The 20,175-nt window shown below is 70.2% G+C and carries 20 protein-coding genes; 12 read left to right on the plus strand and 8 right to left on the minus strand.

From position 1 onward, the window contains the following. The first annotated feature begins 321 nt into the window (after nucleotides 1–321). From K340_RS29755 to K340_RS0112865, 10 genes are all read left to right on the plus strand, one after another. Nucleotides 322–1,338, plus strand: a complete 1,017-nt coding sequence (locus K340_RS29755) for a 1-phosphofructokinase family hexose kinase (protein ID WP_051266105.1) — start codon at nucleotides 322–324, stop codon at nucleotides 1,336–1,338. Then, complete coding sequence (locus K340_RS0112820) at nucleotides 1,335–2,345, plus strand: LacI family DNA-binding transcriptional regulator (RefSeq protein ID WP_051266108.1); 1,011 nt, start codon at nucleotides 1,335–1,337, stop codon at nucleotides 2,343–2,345. The genes K340_RS29755 and K340_RS0112820 overlap by 4 nt, the downstream gene beginning before the upstream one ends. Next, nucleotides 2,345–3,418 (plus strand): class I mannose-6-phosphate isomerase, encoded by a 1,074-nt coding sequence (locus K340_RS29760; protein WP_407662227.1) that lies wholly within the window; start codon nucleotides 2,345–2,347, stop codon nucleotides 3,416–3,418. The genes K340_RS0112820 and K340_RS29760 overlap by 1 nt, the downstream gene beginning before the upstream one ends. Continuing rightward, entirely contained in the window at nucleotides 3,415–4,872 is a 1,458-nt protein-coding gene (locus K340_RS29765; protein ID WP_051266112.1) for an FGGY-family carbohydrate kinase, read from the plus strand. Before K340_RS29760 ends, K340_RS29765 begins: the two co-directional genes overlap by 4 nt. Further along, a complete protein-coding gene (locus K340_RS0112835) occupies nucleotides 4,869–5,804 on the plus strand; it encodes a DUF2090 domain-containing protein (RefSeq protein ID WP_029137007.1) in 936 nt (311 codons plus the stop codon). Before K340_RS29765 ends, K340_RS0112835 begins: the two co-directional genes overlap by 4 nt. Beyond that, a complete protein-coding gene (locus K340_RS0112840; RefSeq protein ID WP_029137008.1) occupies nucleotides 5,801–6,565 on the plus strand; it encodes an ATP-binding cassette domain-containing protein in 765 nt (254 codons plus the stop codon). Before K340_RS0112835 ends, K340_RS0112840 begins: the two co-directional genes overlap by 4 nt. Then, the gene (locus K340_RS29770) at nucleotides 6,562–7,740 is read left to right on the plus strand and encodes an ABC transporter permease (protein WP_084614376.1); all 1,179 of its coding nucleotides are present in this window, start codon (nucleotides 6,562–6,564) and stop codon (nucleotides 7,738–7,740) included. Before K340_RS0112840 ends, K340_RS29770 begins: the two co-directional genes overlap by 4 nt. 14 nt (nucleotides 7,741–7,754) lie before the next feature. Then, nucleotides 7,755–8,876 carry an ABC transporter substrate-binding protein gene (locus K340_RS0112850; RefSeq protein WP_029137009.1) on the plus strand — a complete coding sequence of 374 codons (1,122 nt, stop codon included), beginning with the start codon at nucleotides 7,755–7,757 and terminating at the stop codon, nucleotides 8,874–8,876. 192 nt (nucleotides 8,877–9,068) lie between these two features. Then, entirely contained in the window at nucleotides 9,069–10,826 is a 1,758-nt protein-coding gene (locus K340_RS34320; RefSeq protein WP_154674233.1) for a hypothetical protein, read from the plus strand. A 73-nt stretch (nucleotides 10,827–10,899) separates the two neighbouring features. Beyond that, nucleotides 10,900–11,685: a CPBP family intramembrane glutamic endopeptidase gene (locus K340_RS0112865; protein ID WP_037364446.1), complete on the plus strand. Its 786-nt coding sequence runs from the start codon at nucleotides 10,900–10,902 to the stop codon at nucleotides 11,683–11,685. A 139-nt stretch (nucleotides 11,686–11,824) separates the two neighbouring features. On the opposite strand, the gene K340_RS0112870 is transcribed toward K340_RS0112865, so the two are convergent. From K340_RS0112870 to K340_RS29780, 6 genes are all read right to left on the minus strand, one after another. Then, entirely contained in the window at nucleotides 11,825–12,658 is an 834-nt protein-coding gene (locus K340_RS0112870; protein WP_029137012.1) for an undecaprenyl-diphosphate phosphatase, read from the minus strand. Between the two features lie 82 nt (nucleotides 12,659–12,740). Next, on the minus strand, nucleotides 12,741–13,697 hold the full coding sequence (locus K340_RS0112875) for a DUF5926 family protein (protein WP_029137013.1): 957 nt from the start codon (nucleotides 13,695–13,697) through the stop codon (nucleotides 12,741–12,743). 51 nt (nucleotides 13,698–13,748) lie between these two features. Then, entirely contained in the window at nucleotides 13,749–14,843 is a 1,095-nt protein-coding gene (locus K340_RS0112880) for a DUF4328 domain-containing protein (protein WP_037364447.1), read from the minus strand. A gap of 26 nt (nucleotides 14,844–14,869) precedes the next feature. Beyond that, entirely contained in the window at nucleotides 14,870–15,202 is a 333-nt protein-coding gene (locus K340_RS0112885; RefSeq protein WP_029137015.1) for a rhodanese-like domain-containing protein, read from the minus strand. 126 nt (nucleotides 15,203–15,328) lie between these two features. Beyond that, nucleotides 15,329–16,177 carry an Fpg/Nei family DNA glycosylase gene (locus K340_RS0112890; RefSeq protein ID WP_029137016.1) on the minus strand — a complete coding sequence of 283 codons (849 nt, stop codon included), beginning with the start codon at nucleotides 16,175–16,177 and terminating at the stop codon, nucleotides 15,329–15,331. Nucleotides 16,178–16,229: 52 nt separating this feature from the next. Further along, nucleotides 16,230–16,685, minus strand: coding sequence for a universal stress protein (locus tag K340_RS29780; protein ID WP_037364449.1), 456 nt, complete (start codon nucleotides 16,683–16,685; stop codon nucleotides 16,230–16,232). 135 nt (nucleotides 16,686–16,820) lie between these two features. On the opposite strand from K340_RS29780, the gene K340_RS0112900 reads away from it, so the two are divergent. Next, nucleotides 16,821–17,636 carry a 3-hydroxybutyrate dehydrogenase gene (locus K340_RS0112900; protein WP_084614395.1) on the plus strand — a complete coding sequence of 272 codons (816 nt, stop codon included), beginning with the start codon at nucleotides 16,821–16,823 and terminating at the stop codon, nucleotides 17,634–17,636. A gap of 50 nt (nucleotides 17,637–17,686) precedes the next feature. After that, nucleotides 17,687–18,136 carry a VOC family protein gene (locus tag K340_RS0112905; RefSeq protein WP_029137018.1) on the plus strand — a complete coding sequence of 150 codons (450 nt, stop codon included), beginning with the start codon at nucleotides 17,687–17,689 and terminating at the stop codon, nucleotides 18,134–18,136. Nucleotides 18,137–18,159: 23 nt separating this feature from the next. On the opposite strand, the gene K340_RS0112910 is transcribed toward K340_RS0112905, so the two are convergent. After that, nucleotides 18,160–18,804, minus strand: a complete 645-nt coding sequence (locus tag K340_RS0112910) for a response regulator (RefSeq protein WP_029137019.1) — start codon at nucleotides 18,802–18,804, stop codon at nucleotides 18,160–18,162. Next, nucleotides 18,795–20,162, minus strand: a complete 1,368-nt coding sequence (locus K340_RS0112915) for a sensor histidine kinase (RefSeq protein ID WP_051266119.1) — start codon at nucleotides 20,160–20,162, stop codon at nucleotides 18,795–18,797. The genes K340_RS0112910 and K340_RS0112915 overlap by 10 nt, the downstream gene beginning before the upstream one ends. Between the last annotated feature and the right edge of the window lie 13 nt (nucleotides 20,163–20,175).

Below are 20,175 nucleotides of genomic sequence, written 5' to 3' on the forward strand. Positions count from 1 at the left end.
ACCGGCGGGACAACCACGCTAACCGCCACCGGCGGGACAACCACGCTAACCGCCACCGGCGGGACAACCACGCTACGGCCACCGGCGGGACAACCACGCTACGGCCACCGGCGGGACAACCACGCTACGGCCGCCGGCGGGGTCGATCACGAACTGGCAGCAGTTCGCCGCGAACTTGACGCAGGGTATTGACAGCGCTGTCAAAGATGGGCAATCTAGCACCAGCACTTCGATGACAGCGCTGTCACGCACTCCGCCACCACCGACAGCGACCGTCGTTCGATACGTCCGGATCGGTTCGAGTCAGCGTGGAGGAACCTGGTGCTCGTCGTCACCCCCAATCTCACCTTCGACGTGACGGTGCGGCTGCCCGCGCTGATCCCGGGTGCGGTGGTGCGGGCATCGGAGACGGTCACCACCGGCGGCGGCAAGGGCGTCAACGTCGTTCGCGCTTCAACAGCCCGTGGGCTACGCGGCACCAGGTTGTTGGGTTTCCTACCGGCGGACGACGGCGACCGGCTCGCCACCGTGCTGGCCGGCGAATCCGTCGAACTCGTCGGAGTGCCAGCTACCGGCGCCGTCCGGGTGTGCACCATCTTCCTGGAGGACGACGGCCGCACCACCGTCGTCAACGGCCGCGGCCCGCAGATCACCGGAGAACAATGGGACGCCTTCCTGGCCGCGGTCACCAACGAACTGCGGGCCGGCGAAGTACTGGTCTGCAGCGGCTCACTGCCGCCCGGCGTGCCGGTCGACGGCTACGGCCGGCTCGTCGAGCTGGCCCACGCGAAAGGCTCACCGGCGGTGGTCGACGCGGCCCCGGCGGCGCTGGAAGCGGCGCTGCCCTACCGACCTGATCTGGTGTGCCCCAACCTGTCCGAGGCCGAGGGCCTGTTGCACGGGCGGGTGGACGAGCAGGTGCACGAATCCGGCGACGACCTGCCGGAGCGGGCCGCGGCCGCCGCTGCCGCGCTGCACGAACGCGGCGCGGTCCGCGCCGTGGTGACGGCCGGTGCCGCCGGGGCGGCGCTGGCCACCGCCGACGGCCGCTGGTGGCTGACGGCGCCGCCGGTCGAGGTGGTGTCGCCGATCGGAGCCGGCGACAGTTTCGTCGGTGGCGCGGCGCCGGCGCTGGCCGCGGGACGCGCCGACCTGGACATCGTGATCGACGGCATGGCCACCGCGTCCGCATCGGTCGAGCAGCTGCTGGCCGGTGGCGTCGACCCGGCCAGGGTGCCGGCAATCGCGGCCCTGATCACCGTCCAACGGCTGTCGAGCGAACGGCCGGACAACACGCCGGACCGGCAGTCCGACCCGATTCCCGCGAGCCGGCGATGAGCCGCGCCACGGTGTATGACGTCGCCAGAGAGGCCGGCGTCTCGATCAAGACCGTCTCCAGGGTGGTCAACGGCTCGGAGGCGGTGACCCCGCAGACCCGGGACCGGGTGATGGCTGCCGTGACCGCGCTCAAGTACGTGCCGAACTCGAACGCGTTGTCGCTCAAGAGCGGCAGCTCGCGCACCGTCGGCGTGGTCGTCGACTCGCTGGCCGACCCGTTCTTCGCCGCGATCGTCGCGGTGGTCGAGAGCAAACTGGTGACGGCCGGCTACACCGTACTGGTCGCGGCCACCAACCGGCAGGGCGCCCGCGAGCGCGAGCAGGTGATCGCGCTGACCCGGCACCGGATCGCCGGTCTGCTGCTGGTGCCGGCCAGTTCCGACCACACCTACCTGGCCGATGCGCTGCACGGCATTCCGCTGGTGATGGTCGACCGCGACGGGGAACTTCCCGGCTGCGATGTGGTTCGGGTGCAGGACCACGACGCTGCTCAGGAGGCCATCGCCGGGATGCTCGCCGCCGGCCATCGGCGGATCGCCTTCGTCGGCGACAGCAACGCGCTGCCGACCAATCGCGACCGGCATCGCGGCTACCTGGACGCGTTCGCGGCCGCCGGGGTGCCGGTGGATCCGGAGTTGGAACGCTGGGACTCCGACCAGCCGGACGCCGCTGCCGGCGCGACCAGGGCGCTGCTGGCACTGCCCGATCCACCCACCGCGTTCTTCTGCTGCCATCCGCGGGGCGCTGCCGGCACCATCCGGGCGCTGCACGAACTCGGCCGCACCGACTGCGCGATGATCAGCTTCGGCGACGTCCAGCTCGGCGACCTGCTCGACCCGGCGCTGACGGTGATCGATCACCGGCCGGAAGAGCTCGCAGAGGCCGCCGTCGCCCTGCTGCTCAGGCGGATGACGGAGTCCGCGACCGGCGAGGTCGGCCGGGATCCGGAGCAGATCGTGTTGCCGCTACAGCTCATCCGACGTGGATCTGGAGAACTCACGCCATGATGCCGATCGTGTTGCCCCCCAACGTGCTCCCGCACTTCTATCGCGGCGGGAGCCGGCTCGCCACGCTGCGCGGATTCGTCCCGCAGACCGACTTCGGTCCGGAGGACTGGCTGGCCGCCACCGTGCACCGCGCGGGCGAGGCGGACACCGGCCCGAGTCGGCTGGCGGACGGCACGCCGTTCGCCGACCTGGTGACCGCCGACCCGGTCGCCTGGTTCGGCCCGCAGGGTGCCGGCCCCGCCGGGCCCGCCGACACCGGCATTCTGGTGAAACTACTGGACGCCGACCAACGGCTGCCGGTACACGTCCACCCCGATCGGCCGTTCGCGGCCAGCCACCTGCACTCCTGTTACGGCAAGACCGAGGCCTGGTACGTCCTCGCCGCCGAGGGCGAGAACCCCAGTGTGTGGCTGGGTTTCGCCGACGACGTCGATCCGGCCGAGCTGGCCGCGGCGACCGAGGCGCAGGATTCGGCGTGGATGTTGTCGCGGATGAACCGGGTGCCGGTGGAACCCGGCACCGGGATCCTGGTACCGGCCGGCACCGCCCACGCCATCGGCGAGGGCGTCTTCGTGGTGGAGGTCCAGGAGCCGACGGACCTGTCGATCCTGCTCGAGTGGTCCATCACCACCTCCGGCCGCGAGGACTCGCACCTGGACCTGGGTTTCGACGTCGCGCTGACCGCGGTCAGTCATCAGCGGCTCGACTCCGACCGGCTCGCCGATCTGGTCCGCCAAACCGACCCGGCGCACCGGTCCGCCGGCGGGCAATCGGTGCTGCCGCCGGCCGCCGACGAGTTCTTCCGGATCCGGGTGCTTGCCCCGACTGCGCAGGAGAGCGTCTCCGCCGCACCGGGTTTCGCTGTCGCAGTAGTGCTGGACGGTGCGGGCACGCTGACCGGGGCCGGCGGCGAGCTCGCGGTCGACCCCGGACAGGTGCTGGCGATACCTGCCGCATTCGGGCCCTGGTCGGTGTCCGGTGGGCTCAGGCTCGTGCAGTGCCTGCCCGGCCCGCGCCCGGCCGCCCTCATCACGACCGGCACCGGATCCACCGTCGGGAGCGCGCCGCGATGACCACTGTCCTGCTCGGAATCGACGTCGGCACCACTCATTCGAAGGTGCTGGTCACGACCACCGACGGTCGCGAGATCGCGGTGCGGTCGATCCGCACCGAGTGGACCAGCCGGCCCGGCGGCCTGGCGGACACCGATGGCATCGAGCTGGCAGATGCGGTGATCGCACTGGCCGCACAGACGGTTCGGGCGGCGGCCGAGCAACTCGGTCCGGTCCGGGTCGGCGGCCTGGCCGTCACCGGCATGGCCGAGGCCGGAGTGATCCTGGACAACGGCGGCGTGCCACACAGCCCGGTGATCGCCTGGTTCGACCCGCGCGGGCGAGATCAACTCGCCGCGCTGCCGGCGGACCTGGCAGCCAAATTCCCGGCGATCACCGGACTGCCACTCGGGCCGCAGGTCACGCTGTCGAAATTGTTGTGGCTCAAGCAGTCCGGTGTCGATCTGACGGCCGGTCAATGGTTGCATGTCCCCGAGCTGATCGTGCACCGGCTGGGCGGCCGGGCCGCCGCCGAGACGTCCCTGCTGGCCCGCACGGGCCTGTTCGACCAGGGCACCGGTGCACTGTGGCCGACCATGCTCGACCTGCTCGGCATCGAACAGACCTTCTTCCCTGACCAGGTGGCGGCCGGGGCGCCACTGGGCACTGCCGGCGGCCCGCACTGCCCGGCCGAGCTGCGCGGCGCCACGTTGGCCGTGGCCGGACACGACCATCCGGTGGCCGCGGTCGGCTGCGGAGCGGTCGCCCCCGGCGAGGTGTTCGACTCCTTCGGCACCGCCCAGGTCTATCTGCGAACGCTGGACGAGCCGGTCGACCCCCAGCGCCGGGCCCGACTGGTCGCGGCCGGGGTGAACGCGGTCCGGCATGCGGTGCCCGGTCGCTGGCACCTGCTCGGCGGCACCAAGGCCGGCCTGCTGATGCGCCGCACCCTTGCCCTGCTCGGGGTGACGAACGATGCCGGCCGGGCCGCCCTCGATGCCGCCGCGGTTGCCGCCTTCGACGTCGACATCACCGGCCTGGTCGAGGTTTCCGGGGCGGCCAATGACGACGGGACGCTGCGGATCACTGCGGTGTCCGACAGTGTGACGCCGGCGCTGCTCTGGTTGGCCACCGTCCGGCACGGCGTCGCCGAGGCGGACCGGCTGCTGCAGGCGATGACCGCCGAATTCGGGCCGGCCCCGGCGGCTGTGGTGGCCGGCGGCTGGACCGCAATGACCTCGGTCCGGCTGGCCAAACAACAGGCCCTGCCACAGGTCCGATTCACCGATCGGCCACAGGCGGGCGCCTTCGGCGCCGCCGCCTTCGCCTCGTTCGCCCACCGCAGCACCGAGAACCCTGTCTCCGCGCCCACTTCCGGTAACCGTCGTGACGCCACCGCCGGACCGGCGCAAGAGGACCTTGACCGCTTCACCCGACCAGCCGGACCAGATCCGATTGAGGAGAAAACCGCATGACGACCGAGACCACCGCGCAGCGCCCCACGGGCCTGGCATCCATCGCGACCCCGCAGGGCACCCTGGCGATTGTCGCGATGGACCAACGGAACACGCTCAAGCGGATGTACGCGGCCGTCGGCATCGACGATGCCGATACCGCAGAGCTCACCGCCATCAAGGCCGATACGGTGCAGGCGCTGCGCGGGTCCGCCTCAGCGTTCCTGCTCGATCCCGACTACGGAGTACCTGCCCTGCAGCAGCTTCCGGCCGACGGGCCGCGGTACGGCGTGCTGGTCGCGGCCGAGCCGTCGAATCGCGGCACGGTGAACGGCGAACCCCGCACGCATCGCGATCCCGCGCTCAGCGCACGTTGGGTGGCCGACCAGGGCGGCGATGCGGTGAAATTCCTGGTCCAGCTGCGGGCCGACCGGACCGCCGCTGCCGGAGAGCCGGACACCACCGCCGAGGTGCTGCAGGTGGTTCGCGAGGTGGTGGCGGACTGCCGCGAGGTCGGCATTCCGTCGGTGATCGAGAATCTCATCTTCCCGCTGGCGGGCGAGGAACCGCCGACACCCGGGCAGCGGGCCGACCGGATCATCGAAGCTGCGGCCCTGCTGGACGAGCTGCGGCCGGACCTGATCAAGCTCGAGTACCCGGGCGACGCCGCTGCCTGCCGCCAGCTGGCCGGAGCCATCTCCACCCCCTGGGCGGTGCTGTCCGCCGGAGTCGCTTTCGACGATTTCGCCGAGGCGGCCAGGATCTCCTGTGACGAGGGCGGCGCCAGCGGCTTCATCGCCGGCCGGTCGATCTGGAAGGAGGCCGTCGGCATGGAACGCGCGGCGCGGCAGGCGTTCCTGGCCGATGAGGGCCGCCGCCGGCTCGACGCGCTGGTGCAGGTGATCGACGGCCGGGCAACGCCGCTGACGCTACGAGAGGATGCCGGATCATGACGCCGATTCTTGAGGCCCGGGGGCTGAGCCGCAGCTTCGGCTCGGTCCGGGCACTGGACGAGGCCGACTTCGACGTCGAGGAGGGCGAGGTCGTCGCCCTGATCGGCGACAACGGGGCCGGCAAATCCACCATGGTGAAGGCGATGTCGGGCAACCTGGCGCTGGATTCGGGGACCGTGTTGTTCGACGGCAGGCAAGTGGCGCTGACCCACCCGTCCGACGCCACCCGGCTCGGCATCGAGGTGGTGTACCAGGACCTGGCGCTGGCGCCGCACCTCGACCCGACGCAGAACATGTTCCTGGGCAGAGAGATCGCCGCTCCGGGGCTGCTGGGCTGGTTCGGTTTCATGAACAACAAGGAGATGCGCCGCAAGGCCCGGCAATCGTTCAACGACCTGGGCGGGACGGTCCGCTCGCTCACCTCGCCGGTCGGCAACATGTCCGGCGGCCAACGCCAGCAGATCGCCATCGCCAGGGCGATCGCCTGGGCGAACCGGGTGGTCTTCCTTGACGAGCCGACCGCTGCGCTCGGCGTGGTCCAGACCCGGAACGTGCTGGAGGCCATCAAACGGGTTCGGGACACCGGGATCGCCGTGGTGCTGATCTCGCACTCGATGCCCGAAGTGATGGAGGTCGCCGACCGGATCCAGGTGATGCGGCTCGGCCGCCGGGTCGCCACCTTCAAGGGCGCCGACACCACCATGGAGCAGCTGGTCGGCGCGATGACCGGCGCGCTGGAGACCGAAGGGCAGTCGTCATGACCAACACCCCCGCAGCCCCCGATCTGTCGAAGTCCGATGCGGGCCGCAGGTCGTCAGCCCCGCCAGTGACCGAGAACGGTGACGGTGCGGCCGATCCGGACCACCACAACGAGAGCATCTGGGCCCGGCTTCGCAGTCGGCAGACCACCTGGATCTTCCTGGTGCTGGTGGTGATCGTCGCGTTCTTCGCGATCAAGGGCGGCGACCGGTTCGCCTCCACCGGCAACTTCCTGCTGATCGCCCAGAACCTGGTGGTGCTGGCGGTTCTCGGCGTCGGTATGACGTTCGTCATCGTCACCTCCGGCATCGATCTGTCGATCGGATCGGTGATGGTATTCGCCTCCGTCGTCTCGGCCAAGACGATGGCCGCGATGGACGGCAGCGGCGGAACCGTCGTACTGGTCGGCATTCTCACCGCCATCGCCTCCGGCGCCGTCTGGGGCTGGATCAACGGGATCCTGGTGGCCAAGGCCAAGATCCCGCCGCTGATCGTCACCCTCGGCACCCTGTCGGCCGCGCTCGGCCTGGCGCAGGTGATCACCAGCGGCAACAACATCTCCATCATGAAGGTCACCGGTCTCACCGATTTCGGTATCTACCAACGCATCCTGGGCATCCCGGCGCTGGTCTGGGTGGCGCTGGTGATCGTGGTGATCGGCGGCATCGTGCTGCACAAGACGAAGTTCGGTCGCTACACCTACGCCATCGGGTCGAACGAGGAGGCGGCCCGCCGGGTCGGCATCAACGTCGACCGGCAGCTCATCCTGATCTACCTGTACACCGGCGCCCTGGCCGGCGTCGGCGCGGTGATGTACCTGGCCCAGTTCGGCACCACCACGATCGCCGGCGCCACGCTGACGAACCTCAACGTGATCACCGCCGTGGTGATCGGCGGCACTTCGATCTTCGGCGGCATCGGCACCATGTTCGGCACCGTCGTCGGCCTGTTCATCCCCGCGGTACTGCAGTCCGGCCTGGTGATCATCGGCGTCCAGTCGTTCTGGCAGAGCGTCGCCGTCGGCGTCGTGCTGATCGCCGCCGTCTGGGTCGACCACAGCCGGCGCGCGGCAGCGCTCCGTGGCGCCAAGAAGAAATCCACTCCGCGGCGCAAGGGACGCAGCCGGGACAGCAACCCCAGCAGCACCCCCGCCACCTCCAGCAGTACCCAACAGTAAGGAAAGGGATCGGCATGAAACGCTCAACACTGCTCTCCGGCGCCGGGGCCATCGCCCTGACGCTGGTCACCCTGGTCGGCTGCTCCAGCACGAAGCCGGCGGACAACACCTCGGCGGCGGCCGGTGGCGAGACCACCAGCGCGGTCGAGTCGTCGGCGGCCGAGTCGTCGGCCGCTGAATCGTCGGCCGGATCGGAGACGGCGGCGTCATCGGCGAGCTCGGAGGCATCCGCCGGCGGCTCGGCCGCCGAGCCGAGCAAGGCCAGTAAGGATTACAAGCTGTCGTTCATCCAGGGCGTCACCGGCGACAACTTCTACATCACCATGCAGTGCGGCATCGAGGCGCAGGCCAAGAAGCTGGGCGTCACGGTGAACACCCAGGGCCCGGCCAAGTTCGATCCGACGCTGCAGAAGCCGATCCTGGACTCGGTGGTGCAGTCCAAGCCGGACGCCATCCTGATCGCGCCGACCAGCGTCGACGCCATGCAGGCGCCGCTGGCGGCGGCGGCCGCGGCGGGCATCAAGATCGTATTGGTCGACACCACCACCAGTGACCCGTCGTACGCCGTCTCGCAGATCGCCTCCGACAACATCGGCGGCGGCAAGGCCGCGTTCGACGCGGTGAAGCAGCTGGCGCCGGACGGCGGGAAGGTGCTGGTGGTCTCGGTCGACCCCGGTATCTCCACCACCGACGACCGGGCGAAGGGCTTCAACGACGCGGCCAAGGCCGACGGCAACTACACCCCGCTTCCGATCCAGTACTCGCACAATGACCCGTCGACCGCGGCCCAGATCGTCACCGCCGCGCTGCAGAAGGATCCCGACATCGTCGGCATCTTCGCCACCAACCTGTTCGCCGCCGAGGGCAGCGCCACCGGCATCCAGCAGGCCGGCAAGCAGGGCAAGGTCAAGATCGTCGGCTTCGACGCCGGCCCGGACCAGATCGACGCACTGAAGGCCGGCACTGTGCAGGCCCTGGTCGCCCAGCAGCCCGGGAAGATCGGCACCGAGGGCGTCAACCAGGCGGTGGCCGCGCTGGACGGTGGCACCGTGACGCCGAAGATCCAGACCGGTTTCTCCATCATCACCAAGGACAACGTGGATACCACCAAGGACGCCTACGTCGCCGGCTGCTGATCCAGCCGTCAGCAGGCATCATCGACAAGGCCCCGGACCGCACGGTCCGGGGCCTTGCCGTACCCGCCCGAGTGGCGCTCGACACCGGTCACACCGATCTCCGCCGACGGCAGGTGGATCCGGTGTACCTGGAGCGGCCGCCGGCTCCTCTCCTGGGTGTTCCGCACCACGATCGAACAGGAGCCTGACCTCATGAGCGCACCAGGGCAACGTCATCCGCTCGCCTTCGGCCGCCGGCCGCCGACGCACGCCCCCGCGCTCACTCTCGCGCCGATGCTGACCGGGGTGGTACCGCCGGCGCCCGCGCACGTGGATTACGGCCGGATCTTCACCGGCTGGAAGATGCTGGGCAACGATGTGGCCGGCGACTGTGTTGCCGTCACCTGGGCCAACCAACGTGCGCTGGTGACCGCCGCGCTCACCGGTACCCCGCGCTATCCCGATCAGTCGAAGGTCTGGTCGTTCTACCGGACGCAGAATCCGGACTTCAACCCGAACGGCGGCGCCGCCAACGGTCCCGGATCGGCGGCAGACAACGGCATGGTGATCCAAACGGCACTGGATCGTCTCCGCACCGTCGGCGGCCCCGACGGCGTCAAGGCCGTGGCGTTCGCCCAGGTCGACTACACCAACGAGCGCGAGCTGCGCGCCGCCCACGCCATCTTCGGCCAGGTCTGGTACGGCATCACCGTGCTGGACGCGAACGAGCAGGAGTTCTGGTCCGACGAACCGTGGGACTACCACCCGGATTCCCCGATCGATGCCGGCCACTCGGTAACCGGCGTCGGCTACGACCCGACCGATTACCAATTCATCACCTGGGCGATCCAGACCCGATGGACGGAATCGTTCCGGACGCATCTCGTCGACGAGGCCTGGGTGGTGATCTGGCCCGAGCACTTCGGCACCACCCAGTTCCAACAGGGCATCGACGTGGCGCAACTGGCGGCCGACTTCCAGGCCATCACCGGGGAGCCGCTGCCCGTTCCGCCGCCCGTCACCCCCGCCTGCAGCGTCGTGTCCTGGGGACCGGACCGGCTCGATGCCTTCGTCCGTGGCTCCGATCGGAAGCTGTGGCACCAATGGTGGAACGGAAGCCGGTGGGGGCGTTTCGAAAGCCTCGGCGGCACGATGATCGATCCGCCGACCGCCTGCTCGTGGGCGGCGGGCCGGCTGGACGTGTTCGCTCGCGGTGCCGACAACACCGTCCGCCACCAGTGGTTCGACGGCACCAAGTGGGGCAGCTGGCAGAGCCTCGGCGGCAACCTCAGCGCACCACCGGCCGTGGTCTCTTGGGGACCGCGGCGCCTCGACCTGTTCGGCCTCGGCACCGACAACGCCGTCTGGTACCAGTGGTTCGACGGCACCAAGTGGGGCAGCTGGCAGAGCCTCGGCGGCAACCTCGTCGCACCCCCGGTCGCCGCTTGCTGGGGACCGCGGCGGCTGGATCTGTTCGGCCTCGGCGCCGACAGCGCCGTCTGGCACCAATGGTTCGACGGCACCAAATGGGGCCACTGGCAGAGCCTCGGCGGCAACCTCACCGCACCACCGGCCGTGGTCTCCTGGGGACCCCGCCGCCTCGACCTGTTCGGCCTCGGCGCCGACAACGCCGTCTGGCACCAATGGTTCGACGGCACCAAATGGGGCCACTGGCAGAGCCTCGGCGGCAACCTCACCGCACCACCGGCCGTGGTCTCCTGGGGACCCCGCCGGCTGGATCTGTTCGGCCTCGGGACCGACCGGACGGTTCGCCACCAATGGTTCGACGGCACGAAATGGGGCCACTGGCAGAATCTCGGCGGCAACCTCACCCGCCCGCCGACCGCGGTGGCCAGCAGGGCCAACCGGCTCGACGTGTTCGGCGAAGCTGCCGGCTCCGGCCTTGCCCACCGGCATTGGGACGGCACCGGCTGGGGCGATTGGGAGAACCTCGGCGGTGACATCTCTTAACCGACCTTGTGCAGGCTGCTCACATCGTTTTCCGCCGTCGGTCGGATCTGGGACGCCCTAGGCTGACCAGATCATGAGAGTTCACCCGGAGACCGAGCTGCCGGCGACGCCACGGCCCTACACCAGGGCTTCCATCTGGTTCGAGATCGCCCTGGTGTTCACCGTGACACTCGGGATGAGCGGGCTCCGGTCGCTGATCTCGCTGATCGATTCGCTGCTGGCGCCGACACCGATCGCCTCCCAGACGGTGACCATCGTCGCCCCGCAGGCCAAGGCCGGCCTTCTCGACCTGATCAAGCAGCTGCTGTCGGTGGCCTCCGGGATCGCCTGGGGCGCACTGGGTATCTACTTGCTGTGGCGGGCCGGGGTCAATATCCGTGAGCGGCTCGGCACCGACTGGCGATGGCGGGACATCGGTCCCGGCATCGGTCTGGCGGCCCTGATCGGCATTCCGGGGATCGGCTTGTACCTGGTGGCGCACGCCGTCGGGATGAACCTGGCGGTGGCCCCCAGCGTGCTCAACGACACGTGGTGGCGGGTGCCGGTGCTGGTACTGGCCGCGATCCAGAACGGGTTCGCCGAGGAGTTCCTGGTGGTCGGCTATCTGGTCACCAGGCTCCAACAACTGCGGCTGCCGATCTGGGGAATCCTGCTGTTCAGCTCGGTGCTGCGCGGCAGCTACCACCTCTACCAGGGGTTCGGCGGGTTCATCGGGAACGTGGTGATGGGCCTGGTGTTTGCGCTGGTCTTCCTGCGCTGGCGGCGGATCTGGGTACTGGTGATCGCGCACAGCCTGATCGACACCGTCACCTTCATCGGCTACCCGCTGTTGCACGGTCACGTCAGCTGGCTGCCGTAGCCCGGCGGGACAACCCCGCTACGTCCCGGGACGCAACCACCCACACGCGTTCGCCGGCACAGCGAAGCGAGGACACGAGCTGGGCGACGCAGGAGCCCAGCTCGTGACCGCAGCCGAGCGCGGCCGGCGAACCAGACGACTAGGTGGCGCTGACTACTCCGAAGCCGACCAGCAGCAGGATCACCACGCCGACCACCACCCGGTAGATGATGAAGATCGAGTAGGTGTTGCGGGCGATGAACTTGAGCAACCAGGCGACCGAGGCATAGGCGACCACGAACGAGACCGCGGTGGCCAGCAGGGTCGGGCCCCAGCCGACTCCGGCCGAGATGGCGTCGTACTGCTGCACCGTCTGCAGCACACCGGCCGCGGCCAGCACCGGGATCGACAGGAAGAACGACAACTTCGTGACGGCAACGCGATCCAGCCCACGGAACAGGCCGGCGGACATGGTGGCACCCGACCGGGAGATGCCGGGGATCAGCGACAGGCACTGCACCACGCCGATGATCAGGGTGTCCTTCCAGGTGATGTCCTTCTCGTGGCGTTGCTGGGTCGCCTGCCGGTCGGCCAGCCACATCACCCCGGAGAACGCGATCAGGGTGCCGCCGACGATCCACAGACTGCGCAGGGTGGTCTCGATCTGGTCCTGGAACAACAACCCGACGATCGCGATCGGGATGCAGCCGTAGATCACCGCCCAGCCGAACCGGTAGTCGGCGCCCCGCTCGGTCGGCTTGGTCAGCCCGCGGAACCAGGCACCGACGATCCGGACGATGTCCTTGCGCAGATACAGAATCGTCGCCAACACGGCGCCGACCTGGATGATCGCGGTGAATGCGGTGATGTCCGGGTGGTCGATCTGGTAGCCGAGCAGCTTTTCGGTGACGGTCAGGTGGCCGGTCGAGGAGATCGGCAGGAACTCGGTGACGCCCTCGACGATCCCGAACAACAATGCGTGCCACCAGGGCATGTCAGGTCCTCACTGCATCTCGGGACGGATCCACGGCGGGAATGACGCGGGGACGGGCGCGGCGGGGATCACCGTAGCCGGGTCACCGCAGGGTGAACTGCCGACCGAGAATACCGTCGCGGGCCCGGCGCTCGGCGCTGCTGAGCGGGGTGTCGTCAGCCACCGCCGCCTCGTAACGGCGGGCGAAGTCGGTAGCCGGCTGCGCCCATTCCGACGGGTGCGCCTCGCGGTCCAGATCCCAGACCGGCACCAGCCGCCCGTGTGCCCGGAACGAGCCGACGTAGCGGGTTCCCTCGCCGAGATCCAGCTCACCGGCAGCGGCCAGCCGGGCCAGCGCGGCCATCACCACCGGCTCGTCCTCCGGCCGGACCCAGCGCAGGTGCGCCTTCTCGCCGGCGTCCACCCAGTAGGCGCCGGCCAGCTCGCCGATCCGTGCGGTCGGCATGATCGCCGCGTTCGCCTGTTCCAGCGACAGCGCGACCTCGCTGCCCTCTTCGGCCGGGCTCTCGAGCCACCAGCCGAAGTCGTCGTGCACCGTCACCTCGAGGGGGCCGTCGACGATCAGCTCGGCCAGCTTAGGGTTGACGCCATCGCGCGGGGCGACCTGCAGGATGCTGGACGGCTCTGCGGCCAGTGCCCACTGCAGGCTGCCGCCCAGATCACGGGACAGATCGCCGGAGTGCACCTGGGTCTGCAAACCGAGCAGCACCGATCCGTCGGAGCGGGTCAGCGCGGCCGCCGCGCCTGGCAGCACGGTGGCCAGGGTGATGCTCGGCGGCTCGCCGTCGACGGCGGTACCGAGCGGAGTCAGCGGCGCGGTGGCCGACGGGACGAACTCGCGTAGCGCGATCAGCTCGGTCTCGGCCGTCATCCCCTCGAACGGTCGGCTGACGATCATGTCGGCGCCGGCATCCGCGCTGCCGTGGCAGTTCTTCCAGCGACGGCCGGAGCCGCATTCGCAGGGACGGCGGGGGTTCAGCCCGTCGGTGCTCGCCGCAGCGGCGCCGACAGGGGTCTTGGTAGAGGTCTTCTTGGCCACGACGTCACGGTACGCGACCGGGCGGCCCACTCCTGCACGGTGCGAACCGGGTCAACCGTCGGAGTCGACGGCCCGTTCCGGTGCCGCGCTGCCCGGTTCGGCGGCGAGCAACTCGGCGGCCTCGGCCGCGGTCGGCGGCAGCACGCCCGAGCTGCGCCTGGCGGCGGCCGCGCCGTCGGTGATGCGGGCCCGGGACGGCGCCGGCCCGGCCACCCGCCACGAGGCGTACCGGCCGGGGCGCGGGCCGACGAACAGCCGGACCCAGCTCAGCATCAGTACCGCGGTGGCGACGGCTACCAACGCGGCCGCCAGGTCCACCGCGACGTGCAGTTCGACGGTGTCGGCGATCGCCTGCAGGCTGGCGCCGAGGCCGCGGGCCAGCACCACCGACGTCAGCACCGACGAGAGGATCCAGCACGCCCACCAGCCGAGTGCGCGTGCGGACGGGCGCGGCCGGCCGGATTCGGTGACCGCACCGGACAGCAGGCCGTCCACCTCGGAGACGACCTGACCGGCGCCGTAGATGTTCCAGACCGGTACCAGCAGCCGCAGCAGCATCGACCGCAGATCGCGCGACTCCGTCTTCCCGGCCCGGACTGCCGCGGCCCGGTGGGCCCGGCAGATCGCCGGCACCGCGATCGCTGCGGTGACGACGGCGCACACCAGCGCCGTCCAGGAGGCCAGGGTGACCAGCGCGTCGCTGACCCTGACGTCGCTCCCGGACAGCACATCGGTGCGGCCGCGCAACATCAGCACGAACCGCCGGATCTCCGCGAGGCCGGCCAGCACGCAGACGACGGCGGTGACGACGGCGGCGAAGGCCGCTGAGCGCAGCGCGGTGACCGGCGGCGTCACCGCGGCGTCCGGGTCCGGCGGATCGACCCAGCGCCACAACGTGGGCGGGAAACCCCACCGCGGGTGGCCGCCGCGATAGGCGGGCGGCCCGGTGTACCCGGGGCGCCGGCCGAGCCGCCGCGGCCGGGTGTCCGGCACCCCGGGCGGCGGGTGTGCGACCCAGCGTTGCAGCGGCAGCGGGGTCCCGCAGTACAGGCAGTGGAAGACGCCGGCCGGCAGCGGCGGCTGGGTGCGCGCACACCGCGGGCAGCGCACGTCGGTGCGCCGGGCGGCGGGGGCTGGCCTGCTCATCGAGGTGTTGACCGGAGTGCGGTGGCTCAAATGACGGTCGGAGTGGCGCCGGAGTCGTTGATCAACGGACGGTCAGCGGCCGCCCAGGCGGCCATCCCGCCGGCCACGTTCACCGCGTCCCAGCCAGTGGCGTTCAGGTAGCCGGTGACCCTGGCGGAGCGTCCGCCGGAGCGACAGATCACGTACACCGGGTCACCGTCCGGCACATCGTCCAGGTGCTCGGCCAGCGTCGTCATCGCCAGATGCACAGCGCCCGGCGCGTGCCCGGCCGCCCATTCGTCGTCTTCCCGGACGTCGAGCAGCACGGCATCGGCGGGCACCTCGGAGACAGGCACCTCGGGCTGGTTTTGTGTGTGCATGCGGTCCAGTGTGGCACCGGCATCGCCGCCACATCCTGAGAACCCGTCGCCAGACGACCCATCGGGCGTGATTTGTGCCGATCGAGAGCCACTGGCGACGGGTTTCAGGATCGACCCGGTGTCACCTCAGCGCAGCAGCCGGGACATCCGCCGGTCGGCGAGCTTCTTGCCGCCGGTCTGGCAGGTCGGGCAGTACTGGAAGGAGCGGTCGGCGAAGCTCACCTCGGCCACCGTGTCGCCGCACACCGGGCAGGGCAGACCGGTCCTGGCGTGCACCCGCAGACCGCTGCGCTTCTCCCCCTTCAACCTGGCTGCCTCACCACCGACCGAGCGGCCGACGGCATCGGTCAACACGCTCGTCAGCGCCGCCGCCAACCGATCGAGTTCGTCGTGGTCAAGCCGGCCGGCGGTGGCGAACGGGGAAAGCCTTGCGGTGTGCAGGATCTCGTCGCTGTAGGCGTTGCCGATGCCGGCCAGGACGGTCTGATCGGTGATCACGTTCTTGATCCGTCCGGTCTTTCCGGCCAGCAGCGTCGCCAGCGCGGCCCGATCCAGCGACAGCGCGTCCGGGCCGAGCCGGGCGACGCCCGGCACCTGCTGCGGGTCGTGCACCACGGCTGCGGTGACGGACTTCTTGGTGCCGGCCTCGGTGATGTCGAAGCCGCCGGTCGGGAAGGTCACCCGCAGGGCGATCGGGCCGCCCATCTTCGGCGCCTTCGGGCTCGGGTTGTCGGTCCAGCGCAGCCAGCCGGCCCTGGCCAGGTGCAGCACCAGATGCAGGTCCCCGAAGGTGAGGTCGAGGAACTTGCCGTGTCGACCGGCGGCGTCCAGCGTGCGACCGATCAGTGCGGCGGGCGCTGGGTCGTAGGTGGTGAGCACGTTGAGCGAGGCGATACTCACCGCGGCGACCGGCTGCCCGACGGCATGGTCGGTGAGGAACGCGGCCAGCGCGGTGATCTCGGGAAGTTCCGGCACGCGCTCCATCGTGCCCGGCGGCACCGGCCGCGGCAACGCCACCGGGCCGCGACTACTCCTTGGTCTCCGTGGTCTCCGTGAGCCTGGACGGGACCACCGTGACCGGACAACGCGCGTGCTGGACGCACGCCATGCTGACCGACCCGAGCAGCAGGGTGGCAAAACCGCCGCGGCCACGGCTGCCGACCACCAGCAGATCCGCGTCGGCGGACCGCTCGACCAGCACCCTGGCCGGCGGCCCTTCGACGGTCAGCACGTGCAGCCAGTCGGGTTGCGGACCGTCGAGGATCTGGTCGAGCAAGGCGGTCGCCTCCGCACCGGCGGCCTCGGCCAGCCCGCCATCGCCACCGGGCGCCCAGGCCGCTGCCTCACCCCAGGCATACGGGAATTCCCAGGCAGCGGTCACCTCGAGCTCGGCGCCGCGGAGCTGCGCCTCGGCGATCGCCCACTCGATTGCTGCCCTGCTCCCGGCCGAGCCGTCCACCCCGACCACCAGGCGTTGTGTCATCGACAACCTCCATCGCTGCGCGGATCCGCTCTCGCCAGTCCACCACGCCGTCGGCAACCGGGCAGATCGGGCCCGATCCAGGCGGACGTCAGTGTCAGGGTGATGTTGCCGCTCACGCGGTGGTTGGATCCTGGCATGACCAGTGCACACATTGCCGATGGCGGGCCCTTCGGGCTCGGTCCGAACACGCGAGTATTGCCGCAGGCCGGCCGAACGGCGCTGGTGACGGGGGCCGCCAGCGGTATCGGCGCGGCAATCGCCCGCCGGTTGGCGGCCGAGGGCGCGAGTGTGTTCGCCGTCGACCGCGATGCCGTCCACCTGCAGTCGTTGGTGGACGAGATCGGCGCCACCCCGATGCAGGTGGATCTCTCGGACATCGGGAACCTGCCGGCCGCGATCGCCGACGTTGCCGGCAGCGTCGACATCCTGGTGAACAACGCCGGCATCCAGCACGTGCGGCCGATCCAGGACTTCCCGGTCGAGACGTTCGAGCAGATCATCGCGCTGATGCTGACGGCGCCGTTCGTGCTGACCAAGGCGGTGCTGCCCGGCATGTACGAACGCGGCTGGGGCCGTTTGGTGCACATCTCTTCGGCGCACGGCCGGCGGGCCAGCGAGTTCAAGGTCGCGTACGTGGCGGCCAAACACGGCCTCGAGGGGCTGTCGAAGGTCGCCGCTCTGGAGGGCGCGAGCCACGGGGTGACGAGCAACTGCGTCAACCCCGGGTATGTCAACACGCCGCTGGTGCAGGCACAGATCGCCGACCAGGCGAAGGCGCACGGCCTGCCCGCCGACGAGGTGCTGGCCACCGTCATGCTGTCCTCGTCCCCGATCAAGCGTCTGGTCGAGGCACCGGAGGTGGCCGCAGCGGTCAGCTACCTGTGCGGCGAGGGCAGCGACTCGATCACCGGATCCGATCTGGTGCTGGACGGCGGATGGGGCGCCCGCTGACGACGGCCGCCGAAACCGCGGCTGTCGGACCGTCCGCGCAGAATGTCGCCATGGATGCATCGATGAGCATGCTCACCCTCGGGGTGCGCGATCTGGCCGCCGCCCGCCGCTTCTACGTCGACGGACTGGGGTGGAAGCCGGCCGCCGAAGTGCCGGGCGATGTCGTCTTCCTGAACGTCGGACCCGCACTGCTGCTCGGCCTGTGGAGCCGGGACAGCCTGTCCGCGGAAGCCGGCGGCCTGTACCTCGGCGACCAGGCGGCGCCGATCTCGCTGGCCCACATGCTGCCGGACGCCGAGTCGGTCGGCCGGGTGCTGGACGAGGCGGTCGCCGCCGGCGCGACACTGATCGCCCCGGCCACCGAACGCGACTGGGGCGGTGTCACCGGATACTTCGCCGATCCCGACGGCTACCGCTGGGAGGTTGCCTGGAACCCGACGGCCATGCCCGGGATGGTCGAGGTCCTCGGCCCGGAGGCGGCCAGGCAACGGCTGGGCTGACGATCCAGGCCGGCCGGCGGAGGTCAGCCCCGCAGGTAGGCGAGCACCGCCAGCACCCGGCGGTTGTCGGAGTCGTCCTGCTCCAGGCCGAGCTTGCCGAAGATCCGCTGAATGTGTTTGGCGACAGCACCTTCGGTCACCACCATGGCGGCGGCGATGGCCGCGTTCGAGCGACCCTCGGCCATCAGCGTCAGCACCTCCCGCTCCCGCGGGGTCAGCGCCTGCACCGGATCGTTCCGCCGGCCCACCGTCATCACCTGCGCCACCACCTGCGGATCCAGCACCGTTCCACCGGCCGCGATCCGCTGCACGGCGTCCAGGAACTCGTCGATATCGCTCACCCGGTCCTTGAGCAGGTACCCGATGCCACCGTTGCCGGTGGCCAGCAGCTCGTCGGCGTAGGACAGCTCCACGTACTGCGAGAGCACCAGAATCGGTGCGGCCGGCCAGCTTTCGCGGACCTGAACGGCCGCCCGCATGCCCTCGTCGGAGTGCGAGGGTGGCATCCGGACGTCCACAAGGGCGACGTCGGGACGATGCTGCAACACCGCCGTCACGAACGACGGCCCGTCGTCCACCGCCGCGACCACCTGGTGTCCGGCCTCGACCAGCAGCCGCTCCAGACCCTCCCGCAGCAGCGTCGAGTCGTCCGCCATCACTATCCGCATGCGATCTCCGCCACCAGTTCGGTCGGGCCGCCGGGCGGCGACGTCACGTTGAGTATGCCGTCGACACCGCGGACCCGGTCGGCCAGACCGACCAGACCGTGCCCCTTGGCCAGTTGGGCGCCACCGACACCGTCGTCACTCACCTTGACCGTCAACACCTTTCGGTCCGTCGTCAGCTCGACGACGGCGTAGGTCGCCATGGCATGTTTGGCGACATTGACCAGCGCCTCACTCACCACGAAATAGGCCGCGGTCTGCACGTGGTCCGGCAGGTCGTCGGACAGGTCGAGCTTCAGGTGCACCGGAACCGTTGATCTGGCCACGATTTCCTCCATCGCGGCCCGCAGACCTCGGTCCGCCAGGACCGGCGGTGCAATCCCCCGCGACAGGGCCCGCAGCTCCTCCAGCGTCTGCCTGGTCTGTGCGATGGTCTCGTCCAGGATGCTGCGGGCGAGTTCGGGATCCTTGTCGATCTGCCGTTTCGCCCGGCCGAGATCCATCCCGAGCCGGACCAGCCGCTGCTGCGGACCGTCGTGGATGTCCCGTTCCAGCCGGCGCAGCGAACCGGCCTCGGCGGTGCGCGCCGCCTCCCGGCCCTTGACCAGGTATTCGACCTCCCGTTGCTGGTTCGCCCGGCCGCTCAGCAGCAGCAGCGCCGGGCCGGTGTCGATCCAGGCCATCGCCCGCATCACCGCCGGCAGGGTGATCAGGAACAACAACCCGAGCACCGTGTAGAACGCCAGCTCCACGAGATACGAATTGCCGAGCCCCATCACCTCTGGCAGCGAGGCGTTGTCGTCCCCCAGCCGGGGTGCCCAGCCCCACACCAGCCAGCTCAGCCCGCCGAACGCCACCGACCACCAGACCAGCGTCACCGCGAAGGTGACGGTGGCGATGATGAAGCCGAACAGCCCGTGCACGATGTCCCACCACGACTGCGAATCGGTCAGCGTGGTGCGGGCGCGCGCAACGAAGCCGCCGTCGGAGCGCAGGTATTTCGGCGTCGGCGCCGCCCGGTGCATGAATCGCCGGATCATCCGCCGCTTCGCCACGGCCAGACCCCGGGCGGTGAAGGCACACCAGGCGAGCACCGGCAGCCCGATCACGGTGATCGACAGGGCCAGTCCCAATAGGAAGGTGGCGCCGACCGCCAGGAAACTCCCGATGGCCAACGGGAACCAGGACAGCACGAAGACGGCGTCCCGGCCGGCCCGCCGCAGGCCGTACCGACGGCCGGGCGATGCGGGGCGGTCGGCGCGTTGCTCGATCGTCGTGCTGCTCATCCGCTGCGGACCCCTGGCGGTGTCCCAGCTCCCGCCGCCGGCGGCGGCGTAGGCCGCCGCGGGGTTCTCCGTCATACCCGCAACGGTA

The sequence above is a fragment of the Nakamurella lactea DSM 19367 genome (assembly GCF_000426645.1).
Taxonomy (GTDB): Bacteria; Actinomycetota; Actinomycetes; order Mycobacteriales; family Nakamurellaceae; genus Nakamurella; species Nakamurella lactea.

Bases quoted from the DNA above. Each gene is read 5' to 3' on its own strand.
- K340_RS0112915 (WP_051266119.1), bottom strand. From the start codon at position 20,162: ATGACGGAGAACCCCGCGGCGGCCTACGCCGCCGCCGGCGGCGGGAGC.
- K340_RS0112900 (WP_084614395.1), top strand. From the start codon at position 16,821: ATGACCAGTGCACACATTGCCGATGGCGGGCCCTTCGGGCTCGGTCCG.
- K340_RS0112820 (WP_051266108.1), top strand. From the start codon at position 1,335: ATGAGCCGCGCCACGGTGTATGACGTCGCCAGAGAGGCCGGCGTCTCG.
- K340_RS0112885 (WP_029137015.1), bottom strand. From the start codon at position 15,202: ATGCACACACAAAACCAGCCCGAGGTGCCTGTCTCCGAGGTGCCCGCC.
- K340_RS0112850 (WP_029137009.1), top strand. From the start codon at position 7,755: ATGAAACGCTCAACACTGCTCTCCGGCGCCGGGGCCATCGCCCTGACG.
- K340_RS0112835 (WP_029137007.1), top strand. From the start codon at position 4,869: ATGACGACCGAGACCACCGCGCAGCGCCCCACGGGCCTGGCATCCATC.
- K340_RS29760 (WP_407662227.1), top strand. From the start codon at position 2,345: ATGCCGATCGTGTTGCCCCCCAACGTGCTCCCGCACTTCTATCGCGGC.
- K340_RS29780 (WP_037364449.1), bottom strand. From the start codon at position 16,685: ATGACACAACGCCTGGTGGTCGGGGTGGACGGCTCGGCCGGGAGCAGG.
- K340_RS0112880 (WP_037364447.1), bottom strand. From the start codon at position 14,843: ATGAGCAGGCCAGCCCCCGCCGCCCGGCGCACCGACGTGCGCTGCCCG.
- K340_RS34320 (WP_154674233.1), top strand. From the start codon at position 9,069: ATGAGCGCACCAGGGCAACGTCATCCGCTCGCCTTCGGCCGCCGGCCG.
- K340_RS0112840 (WP_029137008.1), top strand. From the start codon at position 5,801: ATGACGCCGATTCTTGAGGCCCGGGGGCTGAGCCGCAGCTTCGGCTCG.
- K340_RS29765 (WP_051266112.1), top strand. From the start codon at position 3,415: ATGACCACTGTCCTGCTCGGAATCGACGTCGGCACCACTCATTCGAAG.
- K340_RS0112910 (WP_029137019.1), bottom strand. From the start codon at position 18,804: ATGCGGATAGTGATGGCGGACGACTCGACGCTGCTGCGGGAGGGTCTG.
- K340_RS0112865 (WP_037364446.1), top strand. From the start codon at position 10,900: ATGAGAGTTCACCCGGAGACCGAGCTGCCGGCGACGCCACGGCCCTAC.
- K340_RS0112870 (WP_029137012.1), bottom strand. From the start codon at position 12,658: ATGCCCTGGTGGCACGCATTGTTGTTCGGGATCGTCGAGGGCGTCACC.
- K340_RS0112905 (WP_029137018.1), top strand. From the start codon at position 17,687: ATGGATGCATCGATGAGCATGCTCACCCTCGGGGTGCGCGATCTGGCC.
- K340_RS29770 (WP_084614376.1), top strand. From the start codon at position 6,562: ATGACCAACACCCCCGCAGCCCCCGATCTGTCGAAGTCCGATGCGGGC.